The 21,583-nt window shown below is 62.3% G+C and carries 23 protein-coding genes and 1 pseudogene; 9 read left to right on the top strand and 15 right to left on the bottom strand.

The window, feature by feature from the left end; translation table 11 throughout:
- Positions 1-119: 119 nt before the first annotated feature.
- On the bottom strand, positions 120-623 hold the full coding sequence (locus JWP26_RS19905; protein WP_299731959.1) for a cupin domain-containing protein: 504 nt from the start codon (positions 621-623) through the stop codon (positions 120-122).
- 505 nt (positions 624-1,128) lie between these two features.
- Positions 1,129-2,046 (bottom strand): NmrA family NAD(P)-binding protein, encoded by a 918-nt coding sequence (locus tag JWP26_RS19900; RefSeq protein ID WP_299731956.1) that lies wholly within the window; start codon positions 2,044-2,046, stop codon positions 1,129-1,131.
- 332 nt (positions 2,047-2,378) lie between these two features.
- Between JWP26_RS19900 and JWP26_RS19895 the strand changes: the two genes are divergently transcribed.
- Positions 2,379-2,855: a VOC family protein gene (locus JWP26_RS19895; RefSeq protein ID WP_299731953.1), complete on the top strand. Its 477-nt coding sequence runs from the start codon at positions 2,379-2,381 to the stop codon at positions 2,853-2,855.
- A gap of 141 nt (positions 2,856-2,996) precedes the next feature.
- The gene (locus tag JWP26_RS19890; protein WP_299731949.1) at positions 2,997-3,833 is read left to right on the top strand and encodes an SMP-30/gluconolactonase/LRE family protein; all 837 of its coding nucleotides are present in this window, start codon (positions 2,997-2,999) and stop codon (positions 3,831-3,833) included.
- 17 nt (positions 3,834-3,850) lie between these two features.
- On the opposite strand, the gene JWP26_RS19885 is transcribed toward JWP26_RS19890, so the two are convergent.
- The 4 genes from JWP26_RS19885 to ppa all read right to left on the bottom strand — a co-directional run bounded on the left by JWP26_RS19885 (position 3,851) and on the right by ppa (position 6,684).
- Positions 3,851-4,048, bottom strand: coding sequence for a hypothetical protein (locus JWP26_RS19885; protein WP_299731946.1), 198 nt, complete (start codon positions 4,046-4,048; stop codon positions 3,851-3,853).
- Between the two features lie 51 nt (positions 4,049-4,099).
- Positions 4,100-4,705, bottom strand: coding sequence for a chloramphenicol phosphotransferase (locus JWP26_RS19880; RefSeq protein ID WP_299731944.1), 606 nt, complete (start codon positions 4,703-4,705; stop codon positions 4,100-4,102).
- Positions 4,705-6,087: a serine hydrolase gene (locus JWP26_RS19875; RefSeq protein WP_299731942.1), complete on the bottom strand. Its 1,383-nt coding sequence runs from the start codon at positions 6,085-6,087 to the stop codon at positions 4,705-4,707. Before JWP26_RS19875 ends, JWP26_RS19880 begins: the two co-directional genes overlap by 1 nt.
- Before the next feature lie 63 nt (positions 6,088-6,150).
- Complete coding sequence (gene ppa / locus JWP26_RS19870; RefSeq protein WP_299731940.1) at positions 6,151-6,684, bottom strand: inorganic diphosphatase; 534 nt, start codon at positions 6,682-6,684, stop codon at positions 6,151-6,153.
- A 118-nt stretch (positions 6,685-6,802) separates the two neighbouring features.
- Here ppa and JWP26_RS19865 point away from each other — a divergent pair, with 118 nt between their 5' ends.
- Entirely contained in the window at positions 6,803-7,378 is a 576-nt protein-coding gene (locus tag JWP26_RS19865) for a hypothetical protein (protein ID WP_299731938.1), read from the top strand.
- Between the two features lie 16 nt (positions 7,379-7,394).
- Here JWP26_RS19865 and JWP26_RS19860 read toward each other — a convergent pair whose 3' ends face one another.
- A complete protein-coding gene (locus tag JWP26_RS19860; RefSeq protein ID WP_299731935.1) occupies positions 7,395-7,835 on the bottom strand; it encodes a TerB family tellurite resistance protein in 441 nt (146 codons plus the stop codon).
- A gap of 240 nt (positions 7,836-8,075) precedes the next feature.
- On the opposite strand from JWP26_RS19860, the gene JWP26_RS19855 reads away from it, so the two are divergent.
- The 3 genes from JWP26_RS19855 to JWP26_RS19845 are packed head-to-tail and all read left to right on the top strand — an operon-like array spanning position 8,076 to position 13,910.
- Positions 8,076-8,885 (top strand): hypothetical protein, encoded by an 810-nt coding sequence (locus tag JWP26_RS19855; protein WP_299731932.1) that lies wholly within the window; start codon positions 8,076-8,078, stop codon positions 8,883-8,885.
- Entirely contained in the window at positions 8,770-10,449 is a 1,680-nt protein-coding gene (locus JWP26_RS19850; protein WP_299731929.1) for a DNA polymerase Y family protein, read from the top strand. Before JWP26_RS19855 ends, JWP26_RS19850 begins: the two co-directional genes overlap by 116 nt.
- Positions 10,446-13,910, top strand: coding sequence for an error-prone DNA polymerase (locus tag JWP26_RS19845; RefSeq protein WP_299731926.1), 3,465 nt, complete (start codon positions 10,446-10,448; stop codon positions 13,908-13,910). Before JWP26_RS19850 ends, JWP26_RS19845 begins: the two co-directional genes overlap by 4 nt.
- Before the next feature lie 2 nt (positions 13,911-13,912).
- On the opposite strand, the gene JWP26_RS19840 is transcribed toward JWP26_RS19845, so the two are convergent.
- Together JWP26_RS19840 and JWP26_RS19835 are read right to left on the bottom strand one after the other, a co-directional pair.
- On the bottom strand, positions 13,913-14,203 hold the full coding sequence (locus JWP26_RS19840; protein WP_299731924.1) for a 4a-hydroxytetrahydrobiopterin dehydratase: 291 nt from the start codon (positions 14,201-14,203) through the stop codon (positions 13,913-13,915).
- A gap of 81 nt (positions 14,204-14,284) precedes the next feature.
- Positions 14,285-15,295 (bottom strand): LLM class flavin-dependent oxidoreductase, encoded by a 1,011-nt coding sequence (locus JWP26_RS19835; RefSeq protein WP_299731923.1) that lies wholly within the window; start codon positions 15,293-15,295, stop codon positions 14,285-14,287.
- Between the two features lie 270 nt (positions 15,296-15,565).
- Between JWP26_RS19835 and JWP26_RS19830 the strand changes: the two genes are divergently transcribed.
- Complete coding sequence (locus tag JWP26_RS19830; protein ID WP_299731922.1) at positions 15,566-16,126, top strand: acyloxyacyl hydrolase; 561 nt, start codon at positions 15,566-15,568, stop codon at positions 16,124-16,126.
- A gap of 65 nt (positions 16,127-16,191) precedes the next feature.
- Here JWP26_RS19830 and JWP26_RS19825 read toward each other — a convergent pair whose 3' ends face one another.
- The 5 genes and pseudogenes from JWP26_RS19825 to JWP26_RS19805 all read right to left on the bottom strand — a co-directional run bounded on the left by JWP26_RS19825 (position 16,192) and on the right by JWP26_RS19805 (position 18,541).
- Positions 16,192-16,704: a hypothetical protein gene (locus tag JWP26_RS19825; RefSeq protein ID WP_299731921.1), complete on the bottom strand. Its 513-nt coding sequence runs from the start codon at positions 16,702-16,704 to the stop codon at positions 16,192-16,194.
- 106 nt (positions 16,705-16,810) lie between these two features.
- Positions 16,811-17,210 (bottom strand): annotated as a pseudogene (locus JWP26_RS19820) (DUF1801 domain-containing protein).
- A 166-nt stretch (positions 17,211-17,376) separates the two neighbouring features.
- Entirely contained in the window at positions 17,377-17,769 is a 393-nt protein-coding gene (locus JWP26_RS19815) for a VOC family protein (RefSeq protein ID WP_299731920.1), read from the bottom strand.
- A gap of 26 nt (positions 17,770-17,795) precedes the next feature.
- Positions 17,796-18,221 carry an SRPBCC domain-containing protein gene (locus JWP26_RS19810; protein WP_299731919.1) on the bottom strand — a complete coding sequence of 142 codons (426 nt, stop codon included), beginning with the start codon at positions 18,219-18,221 and terminating at the stop codon, positions 17,796-17,798.
- Positions 18,218-18,541, bottom strand: a complete 324-nt coding sequence (locus JWP26_RS19805) for a helix-turn-helix transcriptional regulator (protein WP_299731918.1) — start codon at positions 18,539-18,541, stop codon at positions 18,218-18,220. The genes JWP26_RS19810 and JWP26_RS19805 overlap by 4 nt, the downstream gene beginning before the upstream one ends.
- A gap of 159 nt (positions 18,542-18,700) precedes the next feature.
- Between JWP26_RS19805 and JWP26_RS19800 the strand changes: the two genes are divergently transcribed.
- Complete coding sequence (locus tag JWP26_RS19800; protein ID WP_299731917.1) at positions 18,701-19,252, top strand: acyloxyacyl hydrolase; 552 nt, start codon at positions 18,701-18,703, stop codon at positions 19,250-19,252.
- Between the two features lie 85 nt (positions 19,253-19,337).
- A complete protein-coding gene (locus JWP26_RS19795; protein WP_299731916.1) occupies positions 19,338-20,138 on the top strand; it encodes an alpha/beta hydrolase in 801 nt (266 codons plus the stop codon).
- Here JWP26_RS19795 and JWP26_RS19790 read toward each other — a convergent pair.
- Positions 20,135-21,325, bottom strand: coding sequence for an NAD(P)/FAD-dependent oxidoreductase (locus tag JWP26_RS19790; RefSeq protein WP_299731914.1), 1,191 nt, complete (start codon positions 21,323-21,325; stop codon positions 20,135-20,137). The genes JWP26_RS19795 and JWP26_RS19790 overlap by 4 nt on opposite strands.
- Positions 21,326-21,583: the final 258 nt, after the last annotated feature.

Raw genomic sequence — 21,583 nt, 5'->3', positions numbered from 1 at the left:
AAGGGGGACGAGGGCCCCGATATTCGGGCTAAGCCCACCCCCACCCTTGATCCCTCCCCGCAAGGGGGAGGGTGTCGACTGTGAGATTTTGGCCGGTGGGCGTGGCTCGCCTTGGGGTCTCATACCCTCGCCCCCGCCCTGGCCACCCCGTCATGCGCGCCCAACGGCCGCTTCGGCGCGTCGAGCCAGGCCCGTCCGTCCTGCGCAAACTGCGCCATTCGCTCCGGGTTGAGTGGGTAGTTGATGCGGTTTTCCGCCTTGTTGGCCTCGCCGACGATTAGCAGCGTGACGTCCGCTGACGAGTTGTTGAGAAACGCATGCGCAATGCCGGTGCCGGCGGGAAAGCCCACGGCGTCGCCTTCTTCGAGCGCGAACAGTTCGCCATCGATCCACACGTCTGGCCTTCCCCGCAGCACCAGCACGAATTCCTCCTCATGGCTCTCGGCATGCGGGAATGAGGAGCGGTGGCCCGGGGGCATGATCTCATAATGGATGCCGATGCGCGTTAGGCCCAACGCCCGGCCCAACGGGCTGCCGAGCCCGCCGAGATCGGCAAAGCCGCCATCGTTGAGCGGGCGCTGGTGCACGCTGTAATGAGCGATGAAATCGGGGCGTTCCGTCATGATGTCCTCCGCATGCGCCGGGCGTTGCCGACTCGATCCGCTCATGCTGCCACGCCGAAGGGCCTCTTGCCATTCGAGCGTAGCTCTCATGGCCTGCCTCGCTCAAATCGCTCCACTGGAGCGATTTGTCCCTGCGGGCCGCTCGGCAGTCCCCCTTATCCCCGCCCCTCCACCTGCGGCTACACTCCCCCCATTGCCCATGCCAGAGCGCGATCATGACGAGTGATGAGCGTGGGAACAGCCGGGGAGCCTGGGTCGCCAGGGTCCCGCATGGACGCTGACAACCAGCCGGGTGGCGGTTTTTGGTGGCACGATGTGCCGCCCAGCCGTTGATAAACCCAGCCCGCAAGGGTGGCTGCTCGATGCGCATGTGCAAAATCCCGGCGCGATGGCGAGACCTGAGTTTCACCACACTGCGGTCTACCCGCTCCGAGACTTTGGTCTCGCCATTGCCGCTCGATCAAAAAACCGCAGGGTTTCCGCGCGGCGCTTGCGCACGCCCGCGTCAGCCACCGCCCTGATGGGCCAGCATGCCGGTCGCGAGATCGCGCACGCTCGTCCAGGCGATGGTGGGAAACCGCGCATTGTCCACCGGGTCCAGCTTGGCTTTGCCGCTCATCATGTTGCGGGTGTATTGCATCTGCTGCCAGCGCGGGAATTCCTCGCCCTCGCCACCCGGATCGGCGGCGCGCGTCTTTTCGATGGCCTGGCTGAGCTCGGCAATGTTGCCGGCACGGACCAGTTGGAACGGCGTACCGGTCAGCTCGCCGCCCAGCGCCGCCAACCCGGCAGCGCTGATCTGGTCGCCGGCGACCCGTACATAACGCGGCGCTTGAGGATCGAGCGCGGCCAGCGCGGTGACAAAAGCGGTATCGTCCATCGTGGTCAGGTCGAGCAACTGGTTCGGCTCGCCCCAATAGGTGACGCTGTGCTTGCGCAGATCGAACAGCGGCATGCCATAGGCCAGCAGGTCCATAAACATGCCATTGAGCACCGAGACCGCCTCGATCGGGGCGGCATCCAGCACCGTGCCGAACTCGCGCCGCATGTCGAAATTGCGGTTGGGCTCGTCCTCCGTCTTGGTGAAATCGGCGGCATAGTCCGAGGGAATGAAGCGCCGAACCCCCACCGCGACCGCTGCATTCAGCAGGTCGGTCTGCGTACCGACGATGACGTCGCGGAGGCCCTGCAGTGCCGAGATCACCACATCGGCGCCCTTGAGCGCCGCCTGCAATTGTTCGGGATTGGCCAGGTCGACCTTGACCACCGTGCAGCGGCTCTCGATCAGGGCGGCGAGCTTGTCGTCGTCGCCCGTTTCGGGCCGCACCAGCGCCCACACCTCGGCATCCTGTTGCCGCAGGGCCTTGGCGATGCGGAGGCCAAGATTGCCGGTCGCGCCGGCCAGGGCGATTGTCGATGTCATGGGAAAATCCTCACCTGTGTGGGCAAGCAACGCGGGTTGTGGCGGCTGGTTGCGTCGAGCCTGTCCAGCCATGCCACTGCGCAATGCACTTATCCACGAGGTCAAGGCGATACGCTATCATGGCGTCGTTCCCTTCCGGGGCTTGGAATAGGGGCAGGTTACTCAGCCGGGCCGCAGGCCAGTGGCCTTTGCTTAAAGCGCCAGCGGCCAAGGCGAACATTGCCGGCACGAGCAGGCCATTAATATGGGAATAATCTGCCTCGACACCCTTGTATTAGCGATAATATGCCGTAAAACTTCCGCCACCGCCATTAGGGCACAGGGAGAAGACCATGGGTGCGTTTCAGACGCTCGGGCATATCAATTTCAAGACGCGGGACCTCAGGGCCTCGATCGCTTTCTACGAGACGCTGGGCTTCCGGCTCTTTCTCGAGCTGACCGACGAAGACCACAAGCCGTGGATCGTCTACCTCAAGTTCGACGACAATCTCTATCTCGAGCTGACCGGGGGCGGCGTGGCGCGGTCGCCCGGCCCGGAGCCGACCGGCTTCAACCACCTCTGCATCACCGTCGACAACATGAACGCGGCGCTGCGTGAACTGGAGGCTGCCGGCATCGCGCTGATGCATCCGTTCAACGGCAAGAAGGGTCTCGACAACAATTTTGGCGCCTGGGTGGAAGATCCCGATGGCAACCGCATCGAGCTGATGGAAATGGCGCCCGATTGCGTGCAGTACGATGCCATCAAGGCCTTCAATGCCGGCAAGGGCGTCACCAGCCTCATGCGCCCCGTCAATCCGCGCAAGTAATCCCCGGCGGTTTCATCGCCTGCTATCAGGGGCGGGATCGGCAACGGTCCCGCCCTTCGCATTTGCGGCAGAAATCCAGCGTGGGTGTCGAAATGAGGCTGGGTCGCGCGACATTGTCATAACCGGGGAATGGAGATGACAATGTCCGACTACCAGCTCAAGACCTTGCAGACCGGCATCCTTCTGGGGGAGTCGCCGCGCTGGCACGATGGCCGTATCTGGTTTGCCGATTGGGTGGCCGAAACGCTCTATGCGGTGACCGAGGAGGGCCGCAGCACCGCGGTCGCCAAGGTTGCGTCGCTGCCATTCTCGATCGACTGGCTGCCCGATGGCCGATGCCTCGTGGTCAATGCACGCGCCAAGGCGCTGCAGGTTTTGGCCGAGGATGGTTCGCTGTCCCTGTTTGCCGCCCTGGACTACGGCTGCAACGAAATCGTGGTGGACGGGCGGGGCAATAGCTATCTCAACTGCGTCAATTTCGAATTCCCCGGCGGCCAATTCCGGCCGGGCTTCATTCTCCTGGTCACGCCGGATGGCAGGGTCCGGCGTCAGCCTGGCGAGCTGGCCTTTCCCAATGGCATGGCGATCACGCCGGATGGCAGGACGCTGATCTGCGCGGAATCGTTCAACGGCAACCTCACGGCCTTCGATATCGCCGCTGATGGCAGCCTTTCCAACCAGCGGGTCTGGGCCAAGCTCGATGGACAGGGTGCTGATGGCATCTGCATGGATGCGGAAGGCGCCGTCTGGGCCAGTTCAGGCCAGCGTTGCGTGCGGGTGGCCGAAGGGGGCAGGGTGCTCGACGAGGTGCCGCTCGACCTGATGGCCTTTGCGTGCATGCTGGGCGGCGCCGACGGGCGCACGCTGTTCATCACCGCCAACGAATGGACGGGCGAAATCAATACCGACCACCCGACGGGCAAGCTCTACAGCACACGCGTGGCCGTGCCCCATGCGGGCTTTCCGAAAAGCCGGTAGGCTTGGAACAAAGGCGATCAGCGCCGAGGCATGGGCTTGCGCATATTGGTCCAGTACAGCGCCACCAGACCGACGACGAGCAAGACAATGCCGATATAGAGCCATTGGCTCTGGCCCGACATGGCGCTCCCTGCGAGCACATTGGAGCCCTGCAGCGTCCACAGCGCACCAATGAGCAGCAGGACTACGCCGACGATATTGCCGAGAATTTTCATGACCATCTCCCCTATGGGGCGACGATGCGCCCGGACGGGAGGGGCGGCAAATCACGTTTGGGCCAGGCGCTCGAAGGCGGTGGGGCGGGGGATGCCGGTGTCCAGCGTTCGAGCGATCAGTGCTGCCGACTGTTCTGGGGTCGGCGTGGCAGTATCGAGCGTCAGGTCGTAAATGCCAGGCACATGCACCGCCGCCTGCCAGCGCAGCACCGGCGGGGGTGCTGTGTCGCCGGTGGCGTAACCCTGCGGATCGGCATTTCGTCGGGCCATGATGATGTCGAGCGGGCAATGCACACCGACGAACAGCACCGGCAGGCCCGCCAGGCGCCGGGCACAATCGGGCAGGATGCCGAGCGGCCGGGAGTAATCGTCGTGATGGCCGAAATCGGCAACGACATTCACGCCCAGCCGGGCATGGGCGGCGATGCTGTCATAGAGTGCGGCGTAAAGCACCGGCACAATGGCTTCGAGGTCTGGCCTTTCGCCACCCGGTCGCAGGCCGATACCGGGCATCAATTGCGGCGGCGTTGCCTTGGCATAGGTGTCGACGCCCAGATTGATCCAGGTACCGTTCAGGCTGGCCTGGATGGCGGCGGCAATCGAAGATTTCCCCGCCCGCGGCGCACCGTTTAGAATGACGATCTGGCCGGGGCTCATCATTGCTGTCGCGGCCCCGGAATGTCCTGACCGTTTTGATGCAGGACGACGCTGGTGGCCTTGCCATCCGGCCCCATGGTGAAGCTCAGTTGCGCATCCACAACCTTGTAGAAGAAATTGTGGTCGCCTTCGAAGAACACCTGGTTTTTGGGCTGGTTGGTGGCCTGCACGAACAGGCTGCCATTCTGGGCGGTGACGGTCAGCACGAAGTCCGGGCTCAGCGCATAATCGCCGACATAATTGTCGAGCGAGGCGGGGTCAATGTCGACCGCGACATGGCGCTTGGGCTGCGCGACCAAAGCCAGGCTCTGGTCCAGCAGGTGCAGGCCGATATCGTTGATGCCGCTGGTGGTCGAGGTATTGGCCAGCACGACGGCACCCACCTTGCTGGCGCGATTGACGCCAATAAAGGCCCAAAAACCGCCCGTGATGCCATCATGCCAGACGGTCTGCTTGCCGTCATGGTCGGTGATCAGCCAGCCCAGTCCGATATTGGTGCTGGGTTCGACCGGCCGTGTGCGGTCAAGCATCAGCGCGAAGGCGGCGTCCAGCGGTGTCGAGACCGCGCCGCTGGCGGCGGAGACGAATTTGGCCATGTCGGCAGCGCTGGAGCGGTAAGCGCCGGCCGGCGCGAAGGCATCGAAGTCCCAATGCGGCGTTGCCGTCAGGTCTCCGTCATGGCCGGTGGCGAAGCGCGCGGTCTGCTCCGGCGTCAGGGTCATCGCAGTATCGGCCATGCCCAGCGGCTCGAGAATGCGGGTGCGCACCAGGCTGGCATAGTCCATGCCGGATTTGGTGACGATCGCCTCTCCGAGCAGGGCCAGGCCCAGATTGGAATATTCGAACTGGGTGCCGATATCGCGCGGCAAGGTGTAGATGCCCAGAAAAGCATAAAGCTGCTCGGCGCTGTAATCGGCGAACGGATTGAACGGATCGGCCGGCGCCATATTGGATGGCATGCGCGGCAGGCCGGAGCTGTGGGTGGCCAGATCGAACAGGGTGATCTGCTGGCCATTGCGCTCGGGGACTACCGTGCCCGCCGGCAGATAATCGGCGACCGGGTCGTCGAGTTTCATCTCGCCGCGGACGACCATGTCTGCCAGCAGCAGGTCGGTGAAAATCTTGGTGACCGAGCCGATTTCGAACAGCGTATGCTCATCGACCGGAGCGCCGCCGGTATCGAGACTGCCATGAGTGACGAAGCTTGGCGTGGCGCCATCGACCAGGCCCACGGCCATGCCGACGCCCTGGCCATCGCGATCAATACGGTCGGCCAGGATTTGAGCGACCGCCGCCGCATCGGGGAGCGCGGCGGGCGCCTGGGCCATTGCAAGCTGGGATGTCAGCAACAGGCCGGCAAAAGCCGCGAAAACGGGTTTCATGGTGAGCTCCCTCAGGGCAAAATCTCGACCATACATCCGTTTGCGGCGAGGATGAGACGCAGCCTATTTGGCGGCGTTGGCCCGCTCGATCGATTCGAGAATCACCTTCTTGGCGTCCTCATAGCCGCCGACATGGGAAATCTTGGCCCATTTGCCGGGCTCCAGATCCTTGTAGTGGGTGAAAAAGTGCTTCACCCGCTCGACCTGAATAGCCTGCATGTCGCCCAGATCCTTGATGTGGTCATACATGGCGGTGAGCTTGCTCACGGGCACGGCGAGGATTTTTTCATCCTGCCCGCCATCGTCTTCCATGAACAGTACGCCGAAGGGGCGGCAGCGCACCACGGCACCGGGGACCAGCGGCCGCGAATTCATCACGATGACGTCGAGCGGATCACCGTCGCCGCACAGCGTGTGGGGTACGAAGCCGTAATTGCCGGGGTAACGCATCGGCGTATAGAGGAAGCGGTCGACGAACAGCGCGCCAGAGGCTTTGTCGATCTCGTACTTGATCGGCTCGCCGCCCATGGGGACTTCGATGATGACGTTGAGGTCGTCGGGCGGGTTCTTGCCGGTCGGAATGGCGTCGATGTTCATGATCTGTCAGGTCTCGTTCATGCGGAGGGCGGCAGTCTGGCGGCGTTCTGCCTAGGGTACGCCCCAAAAGCAAGCCATATTGCCGTCGATGCTGGTATGCGCATGAGGAGACGAGACTATGACGAAGACTTTTTGGTGGCTTCCCATGCTGGCCCTGGCCGGCACGTTCGGCGTGGCACAGCCGGCCTTCGCGGGCTTCAACAGCGCCTATACGGATATCAATCTCGACCAATGCCTCGTGCTCGACGCCGACGATTTCGGCGCCAGTTGGGCCTGCCCCGGCTACAAGGGATATCCGCTGCGGGTGAGCGAGGGCGATCTGCGCTTCGTGCTCAATTATGGCTTCAACATCCAGAAGGAGCCGGGCTTCGGGCAATCGCTGGGGCCCTTCAACCATCTTGGGCCGAAGTTGGAATGGCGGCTCAGCAACGCCTCGGGCGGCTGGCTGCCGGTGGCGACCATCGTGCGCTATTTCACCCAGAATCAGGAAACCTACGAGGAAACCAACGAAGTGCTGGTGGTGACCCAATTGCTCGAGGGGCAGACCTGCCACATCGCCTATATCGACGCGCTGGCCAATCCCAATGCTAATGAGCTGGCGCGGCAGGCCGCCGACAAGGCCGGCAAGTTCGACTGCGCCAATGACAAGGTGGACATCATCGGCAAGTTCACCGCCTGGGATGCGGCGGATTGAGGATGGCAGGGGTGGCTCAGGCCTTGCCGGCCTTGCCGATCTGGTTGCGCAGCACGGTGCGGTCGCGCGCCGAAACGCCGATCAGTTCGGCAATGCGCCAGACCATGTTGTCCTCAAGTTCGTGGTTGGATTTATCGGCAAACACCACTTGCCACATCATCCGGACGATTTCGATGCGGTCCTCGCTTTCGAGCGAGGACAGGGTCGAGGTGAATTTGTAGAAATCCACCGATTCGGCGTCGCGTAGCGAAGCGTCCTTCACCAGCCGGTCGACGGCCGCTTCATCGAGATCGTAGTGATCCTGCAACGCGCCCTTGATGGCCTTGCGTTCCTCGTCCTTGATCTGCCCATCGACGGCCGCCAGATGTACCAGCAGCGCGGCCACGGCCAGCTTGGGGTCGTGGACGGAAAGCGCGTCATCCGGCTTTTGGAACAGACGGGTAATGGCCTCGAACACGGCAAAAGCCTCCTTGAGGAGCGCGAAACGACAGAAGATGGAGCACGCCGGGAGGCAGGCCAGAGCACGATAGACAGCGTCCCGGATTCTCTCAAGAACACGTCCTCGGCATTACGCGGTCTTGTGCACGGCTGATGCCGGGTCGCCACACTTGGGCGCGCTGAAAAGAGTCAGCTTGACTCTCGAGCTGACTCCAGTGTTCACTGTTTGTTCTTAACGAGCAACAGAAAGGTTGGCTCCATGAGCAGCCTTGCCAAACAGGAGCGGCTGGCGGTGTTACGCGCCAGCATCGCCAATATCGAGCGGCGGCCGGTGCTGAGCGAGCCGTCCAGCGCACCCGATCACGGAACAGATCAGTTCATCGTGCCAGCACCCGGCTTGGTGCAGGAGGTGTTTGCCGACGAGCGCCGCAACACAGCGGCGCTGCTGGGGTTTGCCCTGGGGCAGGCGCGCGGCCTGCTGACGCCCGTGCGTCGCGCGGTGATCTATCTGCAGATGCTCGCCGAGGCCCAGGAAATGGGCCTGCCCTATGGGCCGGGGCTGGCCAGTTTCGGGTTCGATCCCGATGCGCTGGTGTTGATCCGGCCGGCCAATATGATCGAACTGCTCTGGGCGGTCGAGGAAGCTTTGGCCTGTGGGGCGGTGGCGGCGGTAATCGCCGATATCGCGGGCCATCCCAAAGTGCTCGATTTCACCGCCAGCCGCCGCCTCAGCCTGCGCGCCGATGCCGGCGGCACGTCACTGTTCCTGCTGCGCTATGGCGCCTGGCGCGAAGCCAGCGCTGCCCAGTTGCGCTGGCACCTGACGCCCGCACTCAGCGCCACCACGCAATTCGATGCCCGCGCACCGGGTGAAACGCGATGGCGAGCCCGGCTGGAACGCGGCGTGATCGGCGACAGGCAAAACCAGGAATGGCTGCTGGAGTGGACGGAAAATGGCTTTCAGATCGTCGATGACAGGAGAGGACGCCCAGCCGGGCCTGTTGAGCGACCGGCGCTACCTGGCGCTCTATTTGCCGACTTGGCCGACCGATTATCTGAAGCGGGCTGAACCGGCGCTAACCGGCCCATTGGCGCTTTACGAGCGGATAAAAGGTGGGTTGCGGCTGGCAGCCGTGGACCGACTGGCTGGGGCGCAAAAACTTTACATCGGCCAGAACCTTGCCGATGCCCGCGCCATGGTGCCGGATTTGACTGCGCGTGAAATCGACCAGCCGCTGCTGGAAGCGGCATTCGGCATTTTCGCCGATTGGCACTCCAATGCCAGCCCGCTGGTGGCGGTGATGAGCGACATGAATGCCTATGGGGATCTGGTGCTCGACATCACCGGAGTGTCCCACCTGTTCGGGAGCGAACTGGCCATGTTGCGCATGCTGGTCCTGCGCCTGCGCCAATTGGGCTATGCCGCCGACGGTGCCGTGGCCTCGAGCATCGGCGCCGCGTGGGCCGCCAGCCATTTCGCTCCTAACCGCGTGGTCGCGGCCGATCAGACGGGGAGTCTGCTCGATGGTCTATCGGTCGCGGCCCTGCGTCTCCTGCCGATGCAGATCGCCGGACTGACCCAGATGGGGCTCAAGCAGATCGGCCAGTTGCGTGGCCGCGACCGCAAGGGCCTGCAGGCGCGGTTCGGGGCCTCGCTGATCATGCGCATCGACCAAGCCTATGGCTATCTCGAAGAACGGATGACCCCGCGCCTGCCGGTTGCCGAGCGCTATGCCGAACGGAAATTTCCCGATCCGATCGGGCTCATGGACGACGTGCTGATGACCACTCATGACCTGGGCATTCAGCTTGGGATAAGGCTTGAAAGCGAGGGTCTTGGCGCGCAGGCGTTTCACCTGTTTCTCTATCGGGTCGACCACAAGGTCATGACCCTCTCGGTCAATGCCGGCAGCCCGACGCGTGATCCTGATCATATCGCGCGGCTGTTCGCCAATCGTGCGGAGCGCTTGCAGGGCGAGTACGACGCCGGCTTCGGCATCGACATGATCCGTCTGGCAGCCAGCTCGGTGGCGCCGCTGGAGCCAAGTCAGTTGGGGGCATTTTCCCGGGGAGACGATACGGATCTGGGGCGCCTTTACGATCGCATGAGCAGTCGGCTGGGCACCCTGTCGGTCGTGCGCAGCGCCTTCGTCGATACCCATATTCCCGAGCGTGCGGTGCGGCTGGAGCCGGTGATTGCCCGCAGCATCGATAATCCCGCGGCGCTGCCAGATCCTGAACAGCCGCGTCCTCTCCGGCTGCTGCCTATGCCGGAACTCGTCGGCATTACCGCCGAAGTGCCTGACGGCCCGCCCATGGCAATGACCTGGCGCCGGGTGAGCTACAGGTTCGTCAAGGCCCAGGGCCCGGAGCGGCTCAATGCCGAATGGTGGCGCAGCGGCCAGCGTCTCGTCCTGGTTCCGCCCGCCACGCCTCAAGAGCTGGAAGAGCTCAAAAAACTGGGAAAGACGCCGCCTTACATACCGAACGTGCCGCTGTTTTATACATGGAACGCCGTTCGCGATTATTACGTCGCCGAAGACGCGGGCGGTCGCCGCTTCTGGCTGTTCCGTCTGGGCATCTATGGTGTGGCGCCAAACCCGACCTGGTATCTGCACGGATTTTTCTCGTGAGCGAGGTTGTTCCGTTCACCGTCTCGCCCGGAAAAGCACTCGCAGTGCCTCCGGCGCCTGCCTTCACCGAACTGGTCACGACCAGCAATTTTTCCTTCCTGCGGAGCGGTTCCCATCCCGAAGAGCTGGTTTCGGGCGCCATGTATCTTGGCCTGAACGGGCTGGGCCTCTGTGACCACAACAGCTTTGCCGGCGTGGTCAGGGGCTTTGTCACGGCGCGCGAACGCGATGAGCGCTTTGCCGATTTTCGCTATCTGGTTGGGGTGCGGCTGTGTTTCGCCGATGGCACTCCCGACATCGTGGCCTATCCCAGCGACCGGGTGGCTTATGGGCGCTTGTGCAAGCTGCTCACCATTGCCAACCAGAATGGCGAAAAGGGCAAGCCGCTGTTGAAGCTGACGGATTTGCTCGCATCGGGCAGCCCTGTCAGCTCGAATGCCTATCAGGGCCCTACGGAAAACTTTGGCTTGGGTCAGCTGTTCATCCTGATTCCCGATGAACGGGATTGGCAGCGGACCGAGACGGTTATCGAGGCCTTGGCACAGCATTTCCCTGGTAATGTTTGGATCGCAGGAGTTGCGCGCTATCTTGGCCGGGATCGGGCCCGGCTCAACCGGATTGCCGATCTCGGCCGCCGCTGTGGTGCTCCGATGCTGGCCAGCAATGATGTCCTTTATCACGATCCGGACCGCGCAATCCTGCAGGACGTCGTCACCTGCATCCGCGAACACTTGACCCTCGAAACGGCGGGGCGCCGGCTACAAGCCAATGCCGAACGACATTTGAAGCCGCCTGAAGAAATGGCGCGCCTTTTTGCCGAACATCCTGAGGCCATCGCCGAAACGCAGCGCTTCGCTGCCCGGATCGGATTTTCACTCACCCAGCTCGAATATAATTATCCCGAGGAAACCGTCGGCAATGGGGAAACGGCGCAACAGACGCTCGAGCGGCTGACTTGGGCGGGCGCCGCCAAGCGGTTTCCCGAGGGCCTGCCGCCGGGCACCGAAGAACAGATTCTCGACGAGCTCAAACTGATCAACGAAAAGGGCTATGCGGCCTATTTCCTGACGGTGCAGGACATTGTCCGTCATGCCCGTCACGATCTGGGCATTCTTTGCCAGGGTCGCGGCTCGGCGGCCAATTCTACAGTTTGCTATTGCCTCGAAATCACCGCGGTAGACCCCCGCAAGGCCACTTTGGTGTTCGGGCGATTTATCTCGACAGAGCGGGACGAGCCGCCTGACATCGACGTCGATTTCGAGCATGAGCGGCGCGAAGAGGTCATGCAGTATGTCTACCAAAAGTATGGCGGCAAACGCACGGGGCTCACTGCCAACGTCATCTGCTACCGCTCCAAGAGCGCCATTCGCGAAACCGCCAAGGTGTTCGGCATTTCGGACGACACGATTACGGCCTTCAACCAGCTTCATTGGGGCTGGGGATCGGGCGTCGATCTGCGCAATGTCGCCGGCATAGGGCTCAATCCGGATGACCCGGTCCTGGCGCAGATGTTCGAAGTGGTAAAGGTGCTGCGCAGTTTTCCGCGCCATCTCAGCCAGCATGTGGGTGGCTTCGTGATCACCCGCGATTCGCTGGAAAGCATGGTACCGATCAGCAAGTCGGCCATGGATAGCCGCACCATTATCGAGTGGAACAAGGATGATATCGACGCCTTGAAGATCCTCAAGGTCGATGTGTTGGCCCTGGGCATGCTGACCTGTCTGCAGCGCGCCTTCAAGCTGATGAAGAAGCATTACCAGCGAGATGTCGAGCTGGCTGAACTGCAGAACGAGGAGTTCGAATATCCAGCTCGCGCCAAACCGGTCTATGCGATGATTCAGCGTGCCGATACGATCGGGGTGTTCCAGATCGAAAGCCGGGCACAGATGTCCATGCTGCCGCGGCTCAAGCCAGAGAAATTCTACGATCTGGTCATCGAGGTGGCAATCGTCCGGCCGGGTCCGATCCAGGGCGGCATGGTGCATCCCTATTTGAAGCGGCGGCAGGAAAAGAGCTGGAAACCCGATCCCGACGATCCCCTGGATATGGTTCTCGAAAAGACCTTGGGCATTCCCCTGTTCCAGGAACAGGCCATGCAAATAGCAATCAAGGGTGCCGGTTTTACCGCCGGGGAGGCCGATCAATTGCGCCGTGCCATGGCGGCGTGGAAACGGACGGGGAAAATCAGCATTTTCAGGGACAGGTTCATCAATGGCATGATGAACAATCCTCGCCGTCATTATGAGCGGGAGTTCGCGGAGCGTTGTTTTTCGCAGATAGAGGGCTTTGCCGAATACGGCTTCCCCGAAAGCCATGCAGCCTCGTTCGCGCTGCTCGTTTACGCTTCGTGCTGGCTCAAATGTCATTATCCGGACGTGTTCCTCTGCGCCTTGCTCAATTCGCAGCCGATGGGTTTTTATGCCCCCAGCCAATTGGCGCGGGATGCCGCCGAGCATGGCGTCGAGATTCGCGCCGCCGACATCAATTACTCGGACTACGATAGCGCGCTGGAAGATGACGGCTGGGCCATTGGGGACCATATATGGCCCAAGCACGCGGGGATGCGGAACGATATCCGGTCGGACAAAGCGCTCCGACTGGGTCTGCGGCAGGTCGAGGGGCTCGCCAAAAAAGACATTGTTCGCATCGTTGAGCAGCGTGGTGCCGGTTATGCATCAATCCGCGATCTTTGGCTCAAGACCGGTGTGCCTATCGCCAGCCTCGAAAAGCTCGCCCGGGCGGATGCTTTCGCGGAGTCGTTAAAGCTCAACCGGCGCGAAGCGCTGTGGGCGGTCAAAGGCTTGGTAGGCAGCCATGGGGCCGAAACGCTGCCGCTCTTTGCCGCTTCCGGATTACCGACCGAGCTAGCGATCGAGGAAGCGGGAAACCTGCCCCTGATGTCCCCGGGCGAGGAGGTCATTCACGACTATGCCAGCCTTACCCTGTCGCTCAAGGGACATCCCGTGCAGTTCATGCGTCCCATGCTCAATGCGCGCGGGACGACACGAGCATGCAATCTCTCCACCGTAGCTGATGGGCACCGTATCGAGGTCGCCGGATTGGTGCTGGTCCGGCAGCGGCCGGGCACGGCGAGCGGCGTGATCTTCGTCACGCTGGAGGACGAAACGGGGGTGGCCAATCTCGTGGTCTGGCCCAAGCTGTTCGAGAACGACGAGATGCGCCGGACCCTGCTATCGAGCCGCATGCTCGCGGTCAAAGGCAAGGTGCAAAAAGAGGGGCTGGTGATCCATGTCATCGTCGAAGACATGATGGATCTGACGCCCCAGCTCCTCGCCATCAGCAATGGTGCGGAGATCGGCGATGCCGTGGTGGCGCGAGCCGATGAAGGCAAGTCAGGGCCGCCCGTCAGCTCGAGCCGGGATCGACATGTTCTGCGCGAGGAGGAGATGGTACGGCGCCGTGCCCGTGCAGCCCTGCCGGGCGGACGCAATTTCCACTGAGATCAAGCGAGGATGGCGTCAATGGCTTTGGCGAGGGCGACGTCTTTGTCGGTCAGGCCGCCGGCATCGTGAGTGGAGAGCACGATGGTGACTTTATCGTAGGCGTTGGACCAGTCGGGATGGTGGCCGGCCTTGTCGGCGGCGATGGCGACGCGGGTCATGAAGCCGAAGGCTTCGGAAAAGCTCTTGAACTTGAAGACGTGGCTGATGGCGTCGCTGGCCTCGTCATAGACCCAGCCATTGAGACCACGCAGGGCCGTATCGCGCTGCTTGGAGGTAAGTTTTTCCGCCATTTTATGATGTCCTGTTCCCGCCGGTCATTTCGTCTAGACTTCGAACACGCCCGTTCCATGTCCGGTTCCAACACGGCTCCATTATTGCCGCGGTTGCAGGCCAAACGCTTCGGCAACGAGCTGATAGGAGCGGCGACGAAGCGCATAATCATGGATGGTGGTGGTAATCATCACCTCGTCGGGCCGGCTCTCGGCCACCTTGGCCATGATCTGCTCGCGCACCGTTTCGGGCGAACCAACGATCCAGAGCGTCGATTGGTGCTCGATAATGCGGCGCTCCTGTTCGCTATAAGCGTGGGCGGTGGCTTCCTCGGGCGAGATGAGTTTGCGGATCTGGCCGGAGTGGAACAGCGCCCAACTCAGTTCCTGCGAGCTGGACAGATAGCGCGCCTCTTCGTCGGTGGGGGCGCAAACGACCGAGACGCACATCATAGCATAAGGTTTTGGAAACGCCTGCGTGGCCTTGAAAGCATAGCGATAGGATTCAAACGCCGGTGCCGGGGGCGTATGGCTGAAATGGGCGGCGAAGGCATAGCCGATGCCCAATTGCCCGGCCGCCTGGGCGCTGGCGCCCGACGAGCCCAGCAGCCAGAGCGGGGGCAGACTGATGCCGCCCGGCGCGACCGGCACGCGCGAATAGGGATGGTCCGGCGGAAAACTGTCTTCCTCGAAAGCCATCAATTCGCTGAGATAGGCCGAAAATTCCTCGCCCCCACCAGTGCGTAGCGCCCGCATGGCATAACCGTCGCCGCCCGGCGCCCGGCCGAGCCCCAGATCGATGCGGCCGGGATGCAGGCCTTCGAGCGTGCGATAAGCCTCAACGATGCGCAGCGGCGCGTGGTTGAGCAACATGACGCCGCCGGAGCCGACGCGGATGGATTTGGTGTGGGCGGCCGCCGAGCCGATCAGGATTTCGGGAACCGAAGACGCGATCGAGGGCATGCCGTGATGCTCGGCATACCAGAGGCGGGTAAACCCCAAGGCGTCGCCCAACTGGGCGAGCTTTATGGTCTCCGCCATCGCCTCGGCGGTGGAAATGCCCTCGGCGATCGGGGCAAGATCCTGCATGGAAAGGGGGATAAGTGCGGTCATGGCGCGGCGTCTTTACGGGATAATCAACGGAAGGGCGGGACAAATGGTTGTCGAACTCTATATCGGCAAAGTACGATGAAAGCGAGGCGGGGAATGGCGCGTTTAACGCCCGATGAACGAAGATAGCGCAGTGTTGGCGTGTTCGGTTCAGCACAGGCGCCCAAGAATTGGCGTGATGGCATTGACTTGGCGGGGCGATAACGGCTCATAAGAGGCAATTGTAAGGTTCGAGTGCTGCAGATGGCTTTTCGGCGGATAATCGGTTTGGTGATGTTGATCGCAGCAGTCGTGGCGCCGGCGAGTGCGCAGGACATGCTTTCGCCCAAGCCGCTGGCCGGCTGGGTCGATGAACTGCGCTTTGGCGTGCAAGCCTATGATGTCGATTATGCGGCCTTGCCGTTTCGGGTTGGGGAATGGGACCTCAGCCGGATCGAGAATGTCAGCTTCGACGTGCTGTTCACTACCCCAGACCTTGATGCCTTCCGCTGGATCGGATCCCCCCGGCCCGAACTTGGCGCGACGATCAACTTTGGCGGGCATGAGAGCCTGACCCATCTCGGGTTGACCTGGCAGCTGCCGATCTTCGATACGCCGATTTATCTTGAAGGCACGCTCGGCGCCGCGGCCCATACGGGGTACAATCAGGGTGCCCCGGCGGGAACAAAGAACTTCGGGTGCTCGGTCAATTTCTATGAGCGCTACGGCATTGGCACCAAGCTGGGCGATAACGCCACCGCGACGTTGAGCTATGAGCACACGTCCAATAACGACTGGTGCGACGCCAATGACGGCCTGTCCAATTTCGGCCTGCGCGTCGGCTGGAAGTTCTAGGGCCACCGGCTCGTTTAGAGGCAGGACATGATTGCAAGCCGCTGGTTTCGTCCGGCGGCTTTTTTCTAGTGGCCGTCCACCAAAGCCGAAATGCGAGCGGTGCCGATCTGATGCAGACAAGCGTTGCGGACGTCGAGGAGGGCAGGGTCGAGCACGGCGGCGACGGTTACGACTATATTGTCGAGGAAGGCGATGTAGTCTGTGAGGGGCACCTCGATATCGTTGTCGACGCAAATGTCCTCGACGGTGAACTGGCCGTCGGCGATCAGCTTGAACACGGCGGGCGCGTTGGTCTTGAGGGTGCGCGACAGGGTGATGACCAGGCCCTCGGCGGTGCCCGCATCAGTGCCGGGCGCGAGCAGGGGCACGAGGTCGATCCAGTCCTGATCGCCGGTCTCGATCTGGTCGAGCACGCCGAACCAAGGATTGTTTTCCGCGTCACCATCGTCGAGCGATTGAACGACGGCGGTCGGGCTATCCTTGGCCAGCATGGCGCGGATGAGATCGGGCGTGAGATCGCCCGCGAGAGCGGGGAAGGTGAGGGCCACGAAAGCAAGAGTTACGGCAAAGAAGCGCATGGGAACCTCCTCCTGAGTCAAGGTTGGGAGGATAAATGATCGCGGCCGGCTGAACGAGGGCTGACTAAGGCTGCGGCACCCGCGAGGCAGCTCAGTCCATACTTGACTAAACCACTTTGGGCTTTCGAACCGACGCCTTGCTGGGTTTGGCCTGGTTGTAAGCGATGGCCGCGCGGATCAGGGCCTGCAAGGCGTCCGGGTCGATCGTGGCGCCCTCGGGGATATCGATGGCGCGCCAGACCTTTGCCGTCAAGGCCCGCATTGAAGAGCTTGTCCGGATCGGGCAGGTCGGCGCCGTGGGAAAAGGTGAGCTTGATCTTGTCCTTGTGGGCATTGCCGACGGCAATGATGCCGTCGCGCGACCACACGGGGCTGCCCATCCATTTCCATTCCTCAATGATCTCGGGATCAGCCGCCAGGATGGTTTGACGGATGCTGGCGAGCGTCGTTCCGCGCCAATCGCTGAGGCTGGCAATGAGCTGGTTGATCTGTTCAGTTGGGGTCATGTGGGCCTCCGACTTTTTCTTGATTTGCGGCTCAGCGCGCTGCCCGTTGTACGATCTCGGCGATCCGGGTTTCCGTGGCTGCGTCGAGCGTTCAAAGAACCAGGCGGAGGCCATGAGTTGGTCGCTTACGCGCTCTTCATCCGCCGCTCGCGGCGCTCGTGTAAGCCTACCAGCGCGCCAATTGGGTGATCTGGATGAGGTTGCCGCAGGTGTCGTTCAACTGGGCGATGGTGGAGCCGGTGACCTCGGTGGGCTTCATGCTGAATTGTCCACCACGCGCCGCGATGCGCTCATGGTCGCCCTTGATGTCATCGCTGTAGAACATGACCGCGGGCTGGCCCTGCTGGAACATGGCCTGCTGATAGGCCTGGCCCGCCGGATTGTCGTTGAGCGCGAGTTGCAGCTCGGTGCCTTCCGGCTCGTCGGGCGAGATCACGGTCAGCCAACGGTAGGGGCCATTGCTGAAATCGGCCCTGACGGCTAGGCCCACGATGTCGGTGTAGAAGCGCAGTGCGCGTTCCTGGTCGTCGACGTAAATCGTGGTCAGTTTGATCTTCATGGGTCTTCTCCTGTGGTCGGGGTTCGTCAATCGTTCCGTGCCAGGACCGCGTCGAGGGTGGTGAGGAATTCGCGCCAGCCGGCGCGGGCGCCATGGAACGCCTGGGTCTGGTCGGGCCGGAAGCCCGCCTGCTCCATGCGCAGCAGGGTTCCGGTGGGGGTCGGCGTCAGCGTCCAGGTGACGACGCTGTCCAGCCCATAGGCGGCCCAGGTGTAGGACAGCGTCTTGTGAGGTTCGACCGCCAGAACTTCGCAATCGACGACCACGTTCACGCCCGGCATCGGCTCGCGCCGCAAGTTGAACTGGTGTCCAGCGACGGGTTTGAAATCGGTCTTCATCAGCCACTCCTCGATCAGGTGCGGCTGGGTCAGCGCGCGCCAAATCTTTTCGGGCGGATGGGCGATTTCGCGCTCGATGATGACCGAGCGGGTCTGGGTGGCGGGGTCGCTCATTGGTCCATCCTCTTGAGCAGGTCTTCCAGATCGTCGAAGCGGTTCTCCCAAAACCCCGCCATTTCCCGTGTCCAGTCGAGCAAGGTGGCCAGCGCGCCGAGCTGGGCGCTGCAATGGGTCTGGCGGCCCTCGCGGCGGTCGCGCACCAAGCCGGCCTGCTTGAGAATGCCCAGATGCTTGGAGACAACCGGCTGCGACACGCCCGCATGGGCGGTCAGGGCACCCACGGTCTGTTCGCCCTCGCGGCATAGCCGCTCGAAAATGGCCCTTCGGGTCGGGTCGGCCAGCGTCTTGAAGAGCAGGTCCTGCGAGTTCGGCATCTAATTCATACCTGGATGACTATGGATTAATCTATAGCCATCGAGCTATGGGTTCGTCAAGAGGCTGCGGATCGAAAGCATTTGGTCAGCATGATTTCATTCAAATTTTGACGATTGGGGTAACGGGCGCTCAACTGTGTTTTTCAGGGTGGGGCGCTGATGAGCCGGGTTGGATTGCGGGCGCTGATCGGATTGGCGTTGCTGCTGCTGGCCGGTGGGGCGGCACAGGCGCAGGTGAATTGGTTGCCCGAAATGCGCGCCGGCGTCGTGACGCGGGCCGACGGGCTCTTTGATCCGGGCTCGATCCGCGACGCCAATGTGGAATTGCTGTTCTCGGTGCCGGACCTCAATGCCTGGGCGGTGCTGGGCGAGTTGCGGCCGCATCTGGGCGCCAGCGTCAGTTTTGACGGTAGCGAAAGCGATATCTATGCGGGGCTGAGCTGGACCGTGCAGGTGCCGGTGCTGCCGGTATTCGTGGAAGCCAGCGCAGGCGCGGTGCTGACCAGTGCGCTGGTGAACGCGCCTTCGGGCGATGCATCGCGCAATTTCGGCTGCGGCGTGGGACTGCGGCTGGCCGGCAGCGCGGGGCTGCAATTGCCCGCGGGATTTTCGCTGATCGGCACGTTGGAGCATCTGCCGGACTTCGGCACCTGTGATGACCCCAATCGCGCGGCCACCAATCTGATGGTACGGGTCGGGCACAGATTTTGAGGCCGGGCCGATATTTACTTTGCTCGGCATAGTCGAAGCGAGCGTCGATCAGTCGACGAGATGCGACAGACACAGGAGCATCGACATGATTTGGCATGATGACGGGTTGGAAATTTTTGCGGCAGAGGGCGCGGTTTTGCCCTCTGGGGGCGAACAGGGCGTTGTTGAGCATGAAGGTGCGCGCATCTGGCATGTGAGTTACGGAGCCGGCGTGCCGGTGATCCTGTTGCATGGCGGGCTGGGGCATAGCGGCAATTTTGCCCATCAGGTGCCGGCGCTGGTCGAGGCAGGGTATCGCGCGGTGCTGATCGACAGCCGTGGGCATGGGCACAGCACGCGGGACGGGCGGCCCTATAGTTATGATTTAATGGCGCGCGATGTGCTGGCGGTGATGGATGCGCTCAAGATTGAGCGAGCGCCGATCGGGGGCTGGAGCGATGGTGCCTGCACGGGGCTGGCAATGGCCCGTATGGCGCCGAAGCGGATCTCGGGCGTCCTGTTTTTCGCCTGCAATGTGGACGACAGCGGCACCAAGCCGTTCGAATTCACGCCGATGATCGGCAATTGCATCGGGCGGCATCAGGCCGATTACGCGGCACTGTCGGCGACGCCAGATGATTTTCAGGCATTTTCCGATGCGGTCGGGTTGATGCAGGGGACGCAGCCAAATTATTCGGCGGCGGAACTGGCGGCGATCGCCGTGCCGGTAACGGTGGTGCAGAGCGCGCATGACGAGTTCATCAAACCCGAGCACGCGGCGTATATCGCGAAAACCATTTCCGGGGCGGAACTGGTTGAGCTGACGGAGGTCAGCCACTTCGCGCCATTGCAGCGTCCCGAAGTGTTCAACGCGGTAGTGCTGGGATTTCTGGCGAGGGTGGCTTAAGCGGCTTGTCCCGCAGCCCAGCCTGAAGCCCAGGCCCATTGGAAATTGTAGCCGCCGAGCCAGCCGGTGACGTCGACGACTTCGCCGACAAAATAGAGGCCGGGCACGGCACGGGCGGCCATGGTCTTGGCGTCGAGATCGCGGGTATCGACGCCGCCCAGGGTGACTTCGGCGGTGCGGTAGCCTTCCGAGCCGACCGGCTTGAGGCTCCAGGCCTTGAGCTTGGCTTCCACGATGGCGAGCTTCTTGTCAGGGAAGTCGCCGATCATGGTGTGCATGTCGAGTTCGTCGCCAAGCAGCTGAGCGAGGCGCTTGGGCAAGGTATTGGCGATGATGGTCTGCACTTGCAGCTTGGGCGTTGCGGTCCGGGCCGCGCGCAGGAAATCCATGGCGCTGGCATTGGGCATCAGGTCGACCGAAATCGAATCCCCCTCGCGCCAATAGGAGGAAATCTGCAGGATAGCGGGACCGGACAGGCCGCGGTGGGTGAATAGCAGCGCTTCCTCGAACCTGGTCTTGCCGTGGCTGACGATGGCTTCGGTGGCGATGCCGGCCAGTTCCTTGAGCTTCTCCAACGCGCCGGTTTCGAAGGTCAGCGGCACCAGAGCCGGGCGGGTCTCGGTGACGCGCAGGCCGAACTGGGTGGCGACCTGGTAGCCAAAACTGGTGGCGCCCATCTTGGGGATGGACTTGCCGCCGGTGGCGATGATCAGGCTATCGCTGGTGGCGTAGCCGGAGGCGAAGCGGACAGAAAAGCCGGTCTCCGTTTTTTCGACGGCCTCGACATTGGTCGAGAACGAGAAGGCGACGCCGGCTTCGCGCATTTCGCCCAGCAGCATGGTGTTGATCTGGGTGGCGGGGCCATCGCAGAACAATTGGCCGAGCACTTTTTCGTGGAAGGTGATGCCGTGCCGGCGCACCAGCGCGATGAAGTTTTCCGGGGTATAGCGGCTCAGCGCCGAGAGGGCGAAGCGCGGGTTCTGCGACAGAAAGCGATCGCGGCCGATCTCGACAGTGGCGTTCACATTGGTGAAATTGCAGCGGCCGCCGCCGGAGATGCGGATTTTTTCGCCGGCATATTGGACATGGTCGACCAGCAGCACCGTGCGGCCGCGCTTGCCGGCCTCGATAGCGGCCATCATGCCGGCGGCGCCGGCGCCGAGAATGATTACGTCGTAATGGGCCATGGTTTTGGGTCTTTCAGGTTTGGCGCAGTTACAGCCAGCCGAGCCCACACCACAAGGGGTAGGAAGCAGAAGAGCTTCTGCAAATTCATTGACTCTTTGCCATTTGGGCGTATGAGAACCGTGCTTTCAACAAAGCAGTAAAACCGATGCGCAGCGCTTTCATCATCGCCATGATGACCACCACCGGGCTTAAATCCCGTCGTGGTTTTGCTGCGTTTGCAACCAAAACTACCAAAACCGCCTGACGCTTTTCCCCGG

This window comes from Devosia sp. (assembly GCF_028290435.1).
Lineage (GTDB): Bacteria > Pseudomonadota > Alphaproteobacteria > Rhizobiales > Devosiaceae > Devosia.
The sequence above is the reverse complement of the archived record's forward strand: the minus strand, read 5'-3'. Positions and strand labels throughout refer to the sequence as shown.

Coding starts and splice junctions, on each gene's coding strand:
- JWP26_RS19905 (WP_299731959.1), bottom strand. CDS start 623: ATGACGGAACGCCCCGATTTCATCGCTCATTACAGCGTGCACCAGCGC.
- JWP26_RS19900 (WP_299731956.1), bottom strand. CDS start 2,046: ATGACATCGACAATCGCCCTGGCCGGCGCGACCGGCAATCTTGGCCTC.
- JWP26_RS19895 (WP_299731953.1), top strand. CDS start 2,379: ATGGGTGCGTTTCAGACGCTCGGGCATATCAATTTCAAGACGCGGGAC.
- JWP26_RS19890 (WP_299731949.1), top strand. CDS start 2,997: ATGTCCGACTACCAGCTCAAGACCTTGCAGACCGGCATCCTTCTGGGG.
- JWP26_RS19885 (WP_299731946.1), bottom strand. CDS start 4,048: ATGAAAATTCTCGGCAATATCGTCGGCGTAGTCCTGCTGCTCATTGGT.
- JWP26_RS19880 (WP_299731944.1), bottom strand. CDS start 4,705: ATGAGCCCCGGCCAGATCGTCATTCTAAACGGTGCGCCGCGGGCGGGG.
- JWP26_RS19875 (WP_299731942.1), bottom strand. CDS start 6,087: ATGAAACCCGTTTTCGCGGCTTTTGCCGGCCTGTTGCTGACATCCCAG.
- ppa (WP_299731940.1), bottom strand. CDS start 6,684: ATGAACATCGACGCCATTCCGACCGGCAAGAACCCGCCCGACGACCTC.
- JWP26_RS19865 (WP_299731938.1), top strand. CDS start 6,803: ATGACGAAGACTTTTTGGTGGCTTCCCATGCTGGCCCTGGCCGGCACG.
- JWP26_RS19855 (WP_299731932.1), top strand. CDS start 8,076: ATGAGCAGCCTTGCCAAACAGGAGCGGCTGGCGGTGTTACGCGCCAGC.
- JWP26_RS19850 (WP_299731929.1), top strand. CDS start 8,770: ATGGCTTTCAGATCGTCGATGACAGGAGAGGACGCCCAGCCGGGCCTG.
- JWP26_RS19840 (WP_299731924.1), bottom strand. CDS start 14,203: ATGGCGGAAAAACTTACCTCCAAGCAGCGCGATACGGCCCTGCGTGGT.
- JWP26_RS19835 (WP_299731923.1), bottom strand. CDS start 15,295: ATGACCGCACTTATCCCCCTTTCCATGCAGGATCTTGCCCCGATCGCC.
- JWP26_RS19830 (WP_299731922.1), top strand. CDS start 15,566: ATGTTGATCGCAGCAGTCGTGGCGCCGGCGAGTGCGCAGGACATGCTT.
- JWP26_RS19825 (WP_299731921.1), bottom strand. CDS start 16,704: ATGCGCTTCTTTGCCGTAACTCTTGCTTTCGTGGCCCTCACCTTCCCC.
- JWP26_RS19815 (WP_299731920.1), bottom strand. CDS start 17,769: ATGAAGATCAAACTGACCACGATTTACGTCGACGACCAGGAACGCGCA.
- JWP26_RS19810 (WP_299731919.1), bottom strand. CDS start 18,221: ATGAGCGACCCCGCCACCCAGACCCGCTCGGTCATCATCGAGCGCGAA.
- JWP26_RS19805 (WP_299731918.1), bottom strand. CDS start 18,541: ATGCCGAACTCGCAGGACCTGCTCTTCAAGACGCTGGCCGACCCGACC.
- JWP26_RS19800 (WP_299731917.1), top strand. CDS start 18,701: ATGAGCCGGGTTGGATTGCGGGCGCTGATCGGATTGGCGTTGCTGCTG.
- JWP26_RS19795 (WP_299731916.1), top strand. CDS start 19,338: ATGATTTGGCATGATGACGGGTTGGAAATTTTTGCGGCAGAGGGCGCG.
- JWP26_RS19790 (WP_299731914.1), bottom strand. CDS start 21,325: ATGGCCCATTACGACGTAATCATTCTCGGCGCCGGCGCCGCCGGCATG.